This is a genomic window from Leptolyngbya sp. Cla-17, from assembly GCF_016807185.1.
In the GTDB taxonomy this organism is placed as follows: Bacteria; Cyanobacteriota; Cyanobacteriia; order Leptolyngbyales; family Leptolyngbyaceae; genus ULC077BIN1.
Genome location: NZ_JAEVYN010000002.1, coordinates 2627663 through 2640159 on the forward strand (window position 1 = coordinate 2627663; position 12497 = coordinate 2640159).

10 protein-coding genes and 2 pseudogenes are annotated in these 12497 nt (G+C 48.1%); 5 read left to right on the top strand and 7 right to left on the bottom strand.

Going from position 1 to position 12497, the window contains the following annotated elements; translation table 11 throughout:
- Positions 1-53: 53 nt before the first annotated feature.
- A complete protein-coding gene (locus tag JOY44_RS22985; RefSeq protein ID WP_171573592.1) occupies positions 54-1361 on the top strand; it encodes an IS701 family transposase in 1308 nt (435 codons plus the stop codon).
- Positions 1362-1381: 20 nt separating this feature from the next.
- A protein-coding gene (locus JOY44_RS22990; protein ID WP_415881121.1) for an IS5 family transposase occupies positions 1382-2211 on the top strand; the annotation gives its coding sequence in 2 pieces (ribosomal slippage) (positions 1382-1772 and positions 1772-2211; 831 coding nt in all).
- A 14-nt stretch (positions 2212-2225) separates the two neighbouring features.
- Here JOY44_RS22990 and JOY44_RS22995 read toward each other — a convergent pair.
- Together JOY44_RS22995 and JOY44_RS23000 are read right to left on the bottom strand one after the other, a co-directional pair.
- A complete protein-coding gene (locus JOY44_RS22995) occupies positions 2226-2504 on the bottom strand; it encodes a helix-turn-helix domain-containing protein (RefSeq protein WP_171575736.1) in 279 nt (92 codons plus the stop codon).
- A 212-nt stretch (positions 2505-2716) separates the two neighbouring features.
- A complete protein-coding gene (locus JOY44_RS23000; RefSeq protein ID WP_171575737.1) occupies positions 2717-4330 on the bottom strand; it encodes a histidine kinase N-terminal 7TM domain-containing protein in 1614 nt (537 codons plus the stop codon).
- A 923-nt stretch (positions 4331-5253) separates the two neighbouring features.
- Between JOY44_RS23000 and JOY44_RS31640 the strand changes: the two are divergent.
- A pseudogene (locus JOY44_RS31640) lies at positions 5254-6368 on the top strand (ISAs1 family transposase).
- A 332-nt stretch (positions 6369-6700) separates the two neighbouring features.
- Positions 6701-7924, top strand: coding sequence for a PAS domain-containing protein (locus tag JOY44_RS23015; RefSeq protein ID WP_171575738.1), 1224 nt, complete (start codon positions 6701-6703; stop codon positions 7922-7924).
- Between the two features lie 5 nt (positions 7925-7929).
- On the opposite strand, the gene JOY44_RS23020 is transcribed toward JOY44_RS23015, so the two are convergent.
- From JOY44_RS23020 to JOY44_RS23040, 5 genes and pseudogenes are all read right to left on the bottom strand, one after another.
- Positions 7930-9003 (bottom strand): IS630 family transposase, encoded by a 1074-nt coding sequence (locus JOY44_RS23020; protein WP_171574415.1) that lies wholly within the window; start codon positions 9001-9003, stop codon positions 7930-7932.
- A 439-nt stretch (positions 9004-9442) separates the two neighbouring features.
- Positions 9443-9982, bottom strand: coding sequence for a transposase (locus JOY44_RS23025; protein ID WP_197985699.1), 540 nt, complete (start codon positions 9980-9982; stop codon positions 9443-9445).
- A pseudogene (locus JOY44_RS23030) lies at positions 9960-10193 on the bottom strand (IS630 family transposase); the annotation flags it as partial. The pseudogene JOY44_RS23030 and the gene JOY44_RS23025, both read right to left, overlap by 23 nt.
- A gap of 9 nt (positions 10194-10202) precedes the next feature.
- The gene (locus JOY44_RS23035) at positions 10203-10769 is read right to left on the bottom strand and encodes an IS630 family transposase (protein WP_171571904.1); all 567 of its coding nucleotides are present in this window, start codon (positions 10767-10769) and stop codon (positions 10203-10205) included.
- A gap of 27 nt (positions 10770-10796) precedes the next feature.
- Complete coding sequence (locus JOY44_RS23040) at positions 10797-11282, bottom strand: helix-turn-helix domain-containing protein (protein WP_171571905.1); 486 nt, start codon at positions 11280-11282, stop codon at positions 10797-10799.
- Positions 11283-11678: 396 nt separating this feature from the next.
- Here JOY44_RS23040 and JOY44_RS23045 point away from each other — a divergent pair, with 396 nt between their 5' ends.
- Positions 11679-12488, top strand: coding sequence for a hypothetical protein (locus JOY44_RS23045; protein WP_207211203.1), 810 nt, complete (start codon positions 11679-11681; stop codon positions 12486-12488).
- Positions 12489-12497: the final 9 nt, after the last annotated feature.

Consider the following 12497-nt stretch of genomic DNA (forward strand, 5'->3'; position numbering starts at 1 on the left):
CTCTGACTAGAGACTATCTATTATAGAGGTACGTTTGTCCAGATTCAATTGCCATGCCAGCATCTAGAGCCGCCCGCCCGACGATACATTTTGTGGATGAATACTGCCAATTGTATGAGGACTTATTCCCAGAAGTGCGCAGCTATGAAGCCTTTAAGCTTCTGCATCTGGGGATGATTAGCGAGATTAAACGCAAATCCTTACCTGCCATTGCCAAAGCAGTAGGCTTAAACAATCAGCAAAACTTACATCACTTCCTTACCGAGTCTCCTTGGCAGGTGCAACAGTTACGCCAGAAGCGATTGGAGTTGACCCTCAAGGTACTCAACGGTCGGTCATTGATATTACTGATTGATGAAACTGGAGATTGTAAGAAGGGAAAAAGCACTGATTACGTCAAACGGCAATACATCGGCAACGTCGGTAAGAAGGAAAATGGCATTGTCGCTGTCACTGCCTACGGCTTAGTCGATGGCATGATTGTGCCATTGAGTTTTGAGGTGTATAAACCCAGAGAACGACTCAAAGAGGGAGAAGAGTATCAAAGTAAACCGCAAATTGCGGCAACCATGATTCGACAATTACAAGCACTAGGATTTGAGTTTGAACTGGTGCTCGCCGATAGCTTGTATGGCGAAAGTAAAGTCAACTTTGTCGATGTGCTAGATGAATTAAACCTACCTTACATCCTGGCGATTCGCAGCAACCATGCTTTGTGGCTACCGCAAGACCAGGAGGTGTACCAGGAGCCTTGGCAGACCTTCAAGCGCACCTTTAGTAATGGCACGACAGAAACCCGTCACATGGCTGAGGTGATTTACGGCAAAAGCCACCGCAAGCAGTACTGGCTGTTGACCACTGACCCTGACACGTTACCGGACAACTCAACGTCCTATGTCATGGTCTGTGCCCCGGCAATCAAACTCAAAGATATTGGTGACAGTTATGGCTTTAGAACCTGGATTGAGTATGGTCTCAAACAAGCCAAAGATGCACTCGGGTGGGCAGACTTTCGTATGACCCGCTATGAGCAGATTGAGAAGTGGTGGGAGTTGGTCATGAGTACGTTTTTGATGGTCAGTTTGTTTGCCGACCCATTCAACGACTCCTGTCCACTGGCCCATCAGCGGTTTTCGCAGCACCCGTGGTGGAATAACCAGAGCGGTTGGAAGAACTTACTCAACAACTTGCGTTTAGTTATTCAACCTTTAGTTTGCTTCAATTGGCTTAAACACTGGTTGACGGTTTTTCCCATTGCTTCCCTTCAGTTAGGGTTTGAGCAACTGACGCAGAAGATGAATCAGTTTATCTGTCCACGGGTGCATCAGCTAAACCTCCAACTTATCTTTTCATCTGCTTAGAGTGATTAATGAGGGATATTATGACCTACGAGCAACTTAGCCAACTTAAACCCGGAGCTTTCAAACGTCGATGTGGGGTTCACCTTGAAACGTTTGAGCAGATGGTAGCAATATTGCGTCCCGATCTTGACCGCAGGGGAAAACGGGGTGGACAGTGCAAATTAAGCGTAGAAGACCAATTGTTGGTCGTACTTGAATACTGGCGAGAATACCGGACACAGTTTCATATCGCCACCACGTGGGGGATGAGCGAGTCAGCCGTATGTCGATTGATTCAAAAGGTGGAAGGATTATTGACCAATTCAGACCAGTTTCGGCTACCCGGCAAAAAGCAACTCTACCAGAATGCCAGTACTTGGAGCGTAGTGGCAGTGGATGTGACTGAAAGCCCCATTGAGCGTCCCCAAAAAAACAGCGAGGCTACTACAGCGGCAAGAAAAAGCGGCATACCCTAAAAGCTCAAGTGGTAGTCAATCAAGCGACTGGACAGATTATCTGCACAGCCTTTGGCAAAGGGCGAGTCCATGACTTTCGCTTGTTCAAGCTCCATCGCCTGCCGATGCTGCCGGAGCAGTTGTGTTTAGCGGACAGAGGCTATCAGGGTATGGCAAAGCTACATCCCTGTAGTTGCACTCCAACCAAAAAGCCCCGTAAAGGCAAACTGAGCAAAGCCGAGCGTCAGCACAACCGCACTCTAGCCCGATTACGAGTGGTCGCTGAGCATGTGAATCGGAAGCTCAAGATTTTTCGGATTCTCGCTGAACGGTATCGAAATCGACGCAAGCGCTTCGGGTTGCGCTTCAACCTGATTGCGGCGATCATCAACTGTGAACTTTCGCTCTCTTCTTGATTCACGCAAGAGTTCTAATCTATCCCCCTAACTAGATCTGCATCCCCAGGAGAAGACTGAGCCGCCACCCGTTCTAATAAAGCTGCCACAAAGTCGATCGCATCTAGCTCTAGTGCCACAGCCGCTTGCTGACACTGCCGTAGCGTAGGCGATCGTTTTCCTCTGAAGTACCGACTCCAGACAGCTCGGTCAATTCCCGTTGCCAACTTTAACTGGGCATAGGACTGAGCAAGTTTCTGTTTCGCGTCCTCTGAAGGAAAGGCTGAAGGATGATCGCGATCCTGGGCTGTCATTGCATTCTCCGGATGGTGCAGTCAATCGTACCAAAATGTTGACTAAAACAACAACAGGAGTCCGGCTGATTCAGCAAATTTTCCGGAATGGGACCAGCGGGGGCATTTACGAAAAAACCTACGGTTTTGACTTGTCAAGAAACTTGCAGCTACGCTACCTTTGCCCCTAAAACTCCGCAACAGTGAGTACTACAAGGAAGCCGTCCAGTGGCTTAGACCACTGTCTCGACACATCTAACACAATTTCGTCCCGCCGCTTTAGCAATATAGAGGGCTTGATCAACGACTTGCATGAGAGACTGACTGGTGTCCCCATGTTCAGGGAATAACCCGACCCCCAGCGAAAGTGTCGTGCAGATAGTTGCAGAACCAAACTGCACGCGCATTGCTTGAAAGGAGCGTCGAATCTGTTCTGCTCGCTGATAAACATCCTTCAGCGTTATAGCAGGCAGCGTCAGTACAAATTCTTCACCACCGTAACGACACGCGATGTCGCCTTGTTGGCTGTGATCGCGCAGCAAACTACCAAAAGCCTGTAAGACGCAATCCCCACCTTGATGCCCGTAGGTATCATTAACTTGCTTGAAAAAATCGATGTCCATCAGGATCACAGCGACCGGGTAAGCTTCCCGAGCCGCGCGTGCCAACTCTCGAGGGAGCGTCTCCTCAAAATAACGTCGGTTGAATAAGCCCGTCAGAGCATCGCGGATCGCCTGTTCACGTAGCTGCGTTTGGAGTGCCTTGATCTCATGCAGCTGTGCTTGTAGGCGTTCGTTTGCCTGTCGTAGTTCAAGGTCAGCTTGTTGCCGTTGAGTGACATTGCGCAAGACAAGCAAGCGCCCAGTGAGACCTTTACAGCGATCGCGTAAAGGTATGACGTGTAACTCCACATAGCAGTCTGCGCTCACCTTAAGGAGCAATTCACACTGCACTGTTTCAGACGCTTCGCAAAGCTGAGCGATCACTTGCCAGCTTGAGAATAATTGCCTGAGCGGTTGCCCCAAGCAAGTTACTCTGATCCCAGTGAGCTGCTGGGCAGCTGGATTTATATCAATCAACCGATTGTGTAAATCTAGTACTAAGACACCATCCGACATACTCTCGATCAACGTGTCTCGTGCCACTGGTACAAGATCAAACAGACGAAAGCGAAAGAGCGTGACGAAATAGATGATACCTGTCAGCAAAAAGCTCATGGGAGTGAGGTTTAAACCGGCAGGCGTGAGATTGAGCATATATGCGCTACCACCGAGCAACGGGACGAGCGCTCCTGCTAACGCCAGCCAGGATTGTTGCTGCTGGAGTCGCGCGGATTGCTGCATCGCTTTAACCAGTAGCAGTGAACCAGTGAGTGTATAAAGATAAACGCAGGACATTACCCAATAAAAACCTGGACCATGCTGGTAAACAATCTGGTTTGTGCCCTGGGAATATGGCAAAAAGCCACTCCAAACCAACCGATGCTGTTCGTTGGTTGCCACTAAAACCACATTGAGACTGGGGAGTAGCCATAACAAGACGGTGTTTTTGAGTGTGAGCCACTGCCTTTTGTGCGTGAAGTGGATAGCAAAGATGAGAAAGAACGTAACCACGCAGCCAGAGCCAACATATTCCAACTTAGACCAAAAGATTTTGTCGGGTAGAGCGATCGCTGCCGCTTCGAGAGCGGCAACAGTGGCATAGAAAGCAATAGAAAGCAACGATAAAATAAATGGTCTGCTGGCAGAGGAGGCAGCACGCCTGCGCCAAGCAGCCGCCGCAACCGCAACCGCGAGCAGCGCTGTGAGGCTGAGGATAGCGAAAGAGGTATTATGTTTAAAGAGCATAGTGACATTGGGTTCCGGGGCAGGCTCTCACCGCGAGAGCCGCTAGCGAGTTTTGGCTGCTTAGAGCTATTTGGATAGTAAACAAAAAGCCTTAGAAGTCTTAGAGACTGTGCCAAAAGTCTGCTTGAATGCATTTTATTAATCAGCTACATAGAAACTACCAAGACGGAATAGGCGCTTTGAGAGCCTTAATCTAGTGAGTCCAGGGTTATGTCAAATAATTTGTTTCGAAGGTAGGGAACTGTAGTAGAAAACGATCATCGTAAGTGATCTCAAACCGATTTAAGGCTGGTCGCCAATCTTTAATCGGCATCGTCCATTTCTTAGTGGGACTTACGCAAAGGCCATTTTGAGCGATGGGTGTTTGAGTTGCTGGCACAGGTAATTGTCTAGCAATCCGTGTTTGAGTTGGTAAATCGTTTGCCCTGTTTGCTTAGATTTGCACAAATTTCTAGCAGATTAATTGGCATATGCTTTTACACGACAAGTGAAAATTCAGTCTTTTCGGTAGGGTCACAAAAAGCTGATCAGGCGGTAAATATAAAGTTCAAGTAATCTTTGAAGAAATGTATCAAAGATTACTTGAATTTGTGTAGAAATGTTGCAATACTCTATCTAAAGATAGATAAAATTTCAGGAAAACCTTGAATTGAATTCTAAAGTCATTTCCTACTTTACGAGTAAGTTTTATAAGGACAAAACGATTGGGAGAAATAACCGCATGAGTTCGCTAGGAGTTATTTATGCTGCAAAGTTCCTACTCGTTTGTTCCAATTTGTTCCAGCAATAGTTGGGAAAGCACATAATGTCAGTCCTTACGATTCCATCTACCATCGCTCTAGAATCCAGGGTTATTTCATTCTAGACAGTAGGTGAGCATAGGGTCCAGAGTATGGAAGTCCATTCTCCCCCCTTTGATCGTGATGAGTACGCTTGCAATCGTAGAAGTATTTTCTCACCTACCCGACCCCCGCCGAGGCGCGGGCAGCCGTCATCAGTATGCCGTCTGTTTAGCCTTGTTTACCTTAGCGATCAGTGCAGGCTGTGGCGGATTTATCGCGATGGGAGATTGGTTAGAGGAATACCGTGAATCCCTGATTCTCCTGTTTGGGTCACCGAAACATGGACTACCATCCTATAGTACGATCCGTCGGGTGCTATTAACGCTGGACTATCAATCCTACGGAGCTTGTATCTCAGAGTTCTTCACAATAGAACCGAAAGCGGGAGAAACGATCGCTCTTGATGGTAAGGTCTTACGGGGTTCTTACCAGATTGAGACGAACGCGAGTACGACAGAATCTCATCCTGCGATTCAATTAGTCACGGCATACGTCGTGGAACGAGGACTGATCCTACCTCCCCAGCCCGTGGATTGCAAAAGTAATGAAATTAAAGCGATTCCGCCGATCTTAGAGCAACTGGCAAAACGCGGAGTGGTGTTTGCTTTCGACGCTTTGAACACTCAAAAAAAATATCTGCGCAAATCATCGACTCTGAAAACGACTATCTCGGCGCATTGAAAGGAAACCACGGCAATTTTTACGCTGCAATTACGGCACAATTTCAGTCCGAATCCCATATTAATTGCGTTGAAACGGGGCATGGTCGAGTCGAACGCCGAAGCGTCAGCTTGTGGAAGACCTGGGATGGGTTGCCCGGAGCAGAAGAATGGTCAGGATTACGAAGCATTATTCGAGTCAAGAGCTATCGGCACATCCTCAAGGGGCAATATATCTTGATTAAAAAGCCTGAAATCCGTTATTACATCAGTTCGTTAGACGAAACAGTCGAACAGTTTGGGCGACGGATACGGGATTACTGGCACGTTGAGAATAAAGTCCATCATGTGCGAGATGTGACTCAAGGCGAAGATGGTTCTAGAATCCGAGTCAGCGCACTACCTGTCCTATTTGCCACTGCCCGGAATCTAGCCCTCAACCTCTATCGGGATGCCGGAGAAACTAATATGGCACAGGCAAGGCGGAAAGCAGGTTATGGGCTGAAGTTGTTGAAGAAGCTATTTAGAATGAAATAACCCTGCTCTAGAATCTGCTCCCAACATGATCCCAGAACAACAAATCACTCCGTTCAAGTTCTACATGGATCAGTCTATGCAAGATGGAGTGACCTATGGCAAAGAGCTGTATCGGCTAGCAAGACAGTTTGTTGCAAGTGATCGGTTGGAGGCTTATCGGTACGGATGCGAGCTGCTTGAACAAGGGATTCCAACCCTCATCAGTGCCTCGAAACAGCGGTATATCGTGTGGACTAGTTTACGGAGCCCTTTAGCGATTCCCTAACACTTGCAAGTTCAAACTCCTTAGTATCAGCCATCTCAATCACTAACATCAGGGCTTACAGTACATCATGTCTCTCTCCAGATCGATTCAAGATTCGTTGGCTTTATCGAAGAGAGGTCAAAGCAAACTCAGCCCAGCTAACTACCCTGATACAGCTAAATGTAAGAGTGGGAAAGGTGAAAGGTTTGCAGTATGCGCCGCTTCTGAGCCAGAGCGGCAGCAACTCTCAGCGATGTTGTATAGCTACGAGCGGATTGTTTCTGCCACCCCAGATTGCGTGTCTTTAATCGATCGCAACTATATCTACCAAGTCGTTAACCAGACCTATTTAACCTGGCACCAGAAAGCCTACGATGAAATCGTGGGGCATTCATTCGGCTATTTACTCGGTCAAGATTTTTTTGAGACGGTCTGTAAACCCTTGCTAGACAACTGCCTTGCAGGAGCAACTGAGCAGACCGTGGAGTCATGGAAAGACTATGGTGATGGTCAGCGGCGTTATGCTAAAGCCACCTATGCGCCTTATGTAGAACTGGATGGCACGATTTCCGGTGTGGTAATCAATGTGCAGGATCTGACCACACTTAAACAGGCAGAACTCGAAAATCAAGCATTGCAGGAACGGATGCAATTCCTCCTCGCTGCCAGCCCTAGCATGGTTTACTCTTGCGAAGCAGGGGGAAATTTTGCCTGTACCTACATCAGCGAGAACGTGTCCAGGATGTTTGGCTACACCCCGTCTGATTTTTTGGGAGGGTCAGACTTTTGGGCTCAGCGTTTGCATCCCGACGATGCACCGAAGATGTTCGCTGGACTGCCTGCTCTATTTGAGCAAGGACACCACAGCCATGAATACCGCTTTCGGCATCGCGATGGACACTATTGTTGGGTGCAAGACGATCTGAGGCTGATCCGCAACCTTGAGGGAGAGCCGCTGGAAATCGTAGGGTGTTGGATGATGATTGACGATCGCAAAGCTGCCGAAGCGGCATTGCGGCAGCAGCAGCAGTTGACCGAGCAGATAGCCGACTCCACCCTAGCAATTCTGTATGTGTATGACCTGATTGAGCAACGCAATATCTACTGCAATCAACAAGTTGAAGCAGTTTTGGGCTATTCCGTAGACGAGATCCGACGGATGGACAACGATCTCCTGACGCTGCTGATCCATCCAGACGACCTGCACCATCTGCTAGCCAGTTATCAACGTCTTTTGATGGCTCAGGATGACGAATTTGTGGAAACGGAATATCGGGTATTATACGGAATTGCGGAAGGCAGTACTTTTTGACCAGATTAAATTGCTTGAATCCAATCAAAGCCCACTTTGCCTTGAACTATCACAGGATGCTGCATCAACCATTGGCACCGCTTGACTAAGACATCCTCTAAAGCATCAAGATTGTCAAACACTTGATTAGCGATTGCTTCGCGCAGCAAAGACCAGACACATTCAGTGGGTTGCAGTTGGGGGGTATAGGGCAATAGCGGGTAGAAGAAAATGCCGGGGGGCACCTGAAGTTTTTGGCTCATATGCCACGCGGCCTGATCAACCAATAGAATGATCAACTGCTGACGATGGGGATTGACCTGAGCCGCAAATAGCTCTAACGCCATCTGCATCATGGAGACATTGGCACGGGGCAATAAAAGGAAGTAGCTCGCTCCAGTGGCAGGATGGACAAAACCATAGGTGTAGACCCATTGATAGCGGCGAGAATGATGCGCTGATGGGCGTTCTCCTATGGGTGCCCAAACCCGCCTGACAATGGGTTGCAAGCCTAATCGAGCTTCGTCTTCCGCCCAAATTACAATCTCCCGATTGGGAAACAACGAGCGCAACCACGCCACATGACCTGCTAATCCTGCTTTGAACTCTGCTTGCTGCTCAAGGGTTGCGCTTTGATGATGCACCGGACGCGGCACCTGCAAGCTCAACCCCAAACGTCGTAGATACTTCCAGGCTGTTGAGGGGTGTAAGCAAATGCCAAAGTAGGTTTCGATATACTCCCCAACTTTCGGTCCACTCCAGAGTCCGCCATCATCCGGGGCACTCTGTAAGCGTTGCCGCAATAGCCGTTGCTGTTCATCACTTAAAGCCAACCGATTGCCCCCAGGGTTCAAGCGTTGCCGATTGACTAGTCCGACCGCACCCTCGGCGTTGTAGCGACGGGCAATTTTCCGCACTCCACTACAACTGAGTCCACAAATCTCAGCGGTTTGTTCGATGCTCATCGGAGTCTTTGGATGACTGAGCAATCGAATCACCAACCAACGGTTTTTCTCGCCAGCATCTTGGCACTGAACATACCGCTGAGTTAGATCTGCGTAGTCTAGATGAGGGCTAATTTGAGTGCGGGGTCGAGGCATGGACAGAGTACCTTTTTCATCTTGCTAAATGATACTCCCCTACTCAATTCCGTATAAGACCTACATAGCTCGCTTGCTTGCTTCCCACAAAGTAACCTATCACTAACCCAGCCTACAGCGATCTCATTCGTAAAGGCAGTCCTTGACAGTAAAATGTCAGGAGATTTTGCATTGAGGCTGTCTAAAATAGTCCCTGAGGTGGACGGAGTCAATAGAGAAGTCTGAACCTTTAGTTTTGGTGTATTACTTGCTTTTGGATGCCCAACAAAATCGTCTGTAGTTGGTTAGTGAATTGTTTTTATTCTCAACTTCAGATTTATTCAGTTACCTATTTCAGGCTTGCTTGATTTTTACATTTGTCTCGCAGTTGTTTTTTCTGTTGATTTCTCCATTGTTTATTTGATGTTTAACTGGTTTCATTTGTCAGGAAAATGAGTGACTAAATTGCCAACCGTTTGACTAACGGTGATTGCTTCTGTCTCAATGCAGCAACATACTTCTCCTCATCATAGGGAGTGTTGTCCTGCCAACAGCGCCACAAAATTCTGCCCCACTTGTAAGCCAGCGATCGAATCGCTTTTTGATGACTTTTGCCCGCTTGTTTTTGCTGTTCATAGAACGCCTGTGACCAAGCCGAAAACCGTCTTGCCTGGTTGACCCATTCCACAAACGTCTGCCTCAAGAAAATCGGACAAGACCAGCGCCAGTGAACCCATCTTTTCTTCCCACTTTCCTCCTTAACCGGAGCAATCCCCACATAACTCATGAAGGCTTGTGCAGAAGTGAAACGGGAACGATCTTCTCCAAACGCCACGAGTAATCGGGGTGCTAAATGGGGACCTGCTCCTGGCAACTCGGCAAATAAGGGCGCATCCGGGAGTGCCTCAAACAAGTGGGCAATGGTGTCATTAAAGCGGGTTATACGGAATTGCGGAAGGCAGTACTTTTTGACCAGATTAAATTGCTTGAATCCAATCAAAGCCCACTTTGCCTTGAACTATCACAGGATGCTGCATCAACCATTGGCACCGCTTGACTAAGACATCCTCTAAAGCATCAAGATTGTCAAACACTTGATTAGCGATTGCTTCGCGCAGCAAAGACCAGACACATTCAGTGGGTTGCAGTTGGGGGGTATAGGGCAATAGCGGGTAGAAGAAAATGCCGGGGGGCACCTGAAGTTTTTGGCTCATACCAATTTAAATGGTTTCAATGACAGATAGTGCATTGAGGATAAAGGGGTAGCCCGTGAGAGAAGCAATCACTTGAGGGGTTAACTGGGATAAGAGTTGATCTACTCTGGATTGCAGTTGGTCAAGCGTTTTGAACGAAACCCACTTGAGATCCGCCTTGAGATATTCCCATAGCCTCTCAATTGGATTTAACTCCGGACAGTAAGGCGGTTGGAACACCAGGATAATGTTCTGTGGCACAATCAACGCTTTGCCTTTGTGGAACCGTCCGTTATCCACTTGCAGGATATTGAGACTATCGGGGTAAGCCTTGGAGAACTCATCCAAGAAGCATTGGTAGCACTCGGTATCGACATGGGAGAACTGCCAGAAAAAGGATTCTCCGGTGGCAGGTTCCACAGCGCCATAGAGCCAGAATGCTTTGAACACCCGTTGCCATGAGCCAATGGGTTTCACTCCAAAGGCTGTAATCAAACGCCCGATAATGGTATGCAGCCCAAAGCGGCTCTCATCCCCAGCAAAATAGCGAATAGGTCGTTTATCCTGGCGCACTTGCCGAGCGTATTGGCTCAACAAATCGAGGTCGTCTGCAAGGTTTGCTTAAATGCCTCTCGTTGTGCTCGGTTCTGCTTGAGGTTGTTGGGGACGAGCCACTTTTAGCTTGGCTTTGAGCCGATAACGGGTCATCTGGTAGACCGCATGATACTGGGCTTCTATTCCTAAACTCTCCAAGAGCCACTGCTGCACCTCCCCATAGCTGTCAAACCCATTGTCCGGTTCCTGCAATCGCTTTGCTAAGGCAACTTCTGCCCACATTGGAATCATCCGGTTGCCTCCTCCTGGCGTTGGCTTGACCACCAGCAATGCCTCTAATCCTTGTGCTCGATACAGCGCTAACCACTTTTGCACCGTGCCTCGATGCCTGCCAATTGCAACCGCGATCTGGCTGATGCTCGGTGCTTGCGCTCGTTTGAGCCAGTACAACACTTGCAATCGTTCTTTAACTATCGGCTGTTCAACCGTTCGCAAGCGGGTGCCTAACTCCTCGAGACTTTCTTTAATTACGATTGCGCTGACACCAGCCATGATTAGACTCTCACCTCTACATTCCTCAGTTTATCTGATCTGTAACTACTCCAATTTAATTTGGTATAACAAGCCGGCTAGACGAAGCGGTGCTGGAGGACTAGATTGACCCGTACTTGACTCCTGCTGCTGTTAAGAGACTGATTACTGAAGTTGGGAAGGCAGGAAAGACAGTTACCTCCGTAACATCCTCAATTTCTGAAGAGCTATTCTGGAGGGAATACATAGGGAAGCGAACCAGCAGATCTGTGATGAATTAACATGGCAAGCTATACCAGCACGAATCTAAAGTTGCGCGTTACGACTAATGTTACCAATAAGCTACGTCTGTATACGCGGAACGAACTTAGTATTATCAGCGTTTTACTCCTTGTGACAGGCCTTTATCTTTGGTCTTTGACCAAAACGCCAGTTTTAGAATGCGATCACACTTGGTGGCAATATCCACCCCGGGGTTTACGCTGTCGCGCTAAAACAGTCATGTTTTTTGGGACTGAACCGAGTGATACGGAAGTAGAAGTCAATCCTGTCGAAAGCGTGGCCCTTGTACCTGCAACTCCAGCTAGCCCCTCACCTTTTGGCCAGTTCCATGCTGACTCAATCAACCATCTGCGTATTAGCGGTTCAAATCAGCTTGCAACCATTGATATTCCACTCACAGCGACCTGGCATGATGCAGATACGTTAGCCGCTCATTTACGAACCGCGATCGCTAATCCTGAATCACCTGCCGTTCTCGTCGCGTCGCCGCTAGGAGCCATTGCCATACAACTGACCCACATTATCAAGAAGACGAAACTTACCCCCATCATTATCAGTTATCCAATCCCCTGGCAACCTTATCTGCCTGGGTTGCTAGTGGTGGTAGCAAGCTTGTTGTATGCCCGTAAACCAGGGTCGTGGTTTGAATTTGACAAAGCAAATGGAATGCTTACCCTCAAACGGCATAGCCTATCCCCCACCCTCAGGTATCCTATTCAAGCTATTCAAGCAATTGCAATTGAAGAAGAGCGATTTACATCGATTAAAGAAGTCGGTGAGCATCAACGGAGTCGCCTGGGATATCGAGTTAGCCTGGTTTTAGACTCCGGCCAGATAGAACCTCTAGCTAAAACCTACAGTGCTAACCTAAGCAGTAAACGTGAAGCTGCTGAAGTCATTCGCACTTTTCTACAACTACCCCCCCGTAATTTTCAAACAGGGTGAGTAACAACG

What these genes read in the sequence shown, in the direction of transcription:
- JOY44_RS22985 (WP_171573592.1), top strand. Translation starts at nt 54, where the DNA reads ATGCCAGCATCTAGAGCCGCCCGCCCGACGATACATTTTGTGGATGAA.
- JOY44_RS23000 (WP_171575737.1), bottom strand. Translation starts at nt 4,330, where the DNA reads ATGCTCTTTAAACATAATACCTCTTTCGCTATCCTCAGCCTCACAGCG.
- JOY44_RS23020 (WP_171574415.1), bottom strand. Translation starts at nt 9,003, where the DNA reads ATGCCTCGACCCCGCACTCAAATTAGCCCTCATCTAGACTACGCAGAT.
- JOY44_RS23040 (WP_171571905.1), bottom strand. Translation starts at nt 11,282, where the DNA reads ATGGCTGGTGTCAGCGCAATCGTAATTAAAGAAAGTCTCGAGGAGTTA.
- JOY44_RS22995 (WP_171575736.1), bottom strand. Translation starts at nt 2,504, where the DNA reads ATGACAGCCCAGGATCGCGATCATCCTTCAGCCTTTCCTTCAGAGGAC.
- JOY44_RS23015 (WP_171575738.1), top strand. Translation starts at nt 6,701, where the DNA reads ATGTCTCTCTCCAGATCGATTCAAGATTCGTTGGCTTTATCGAAGAGA.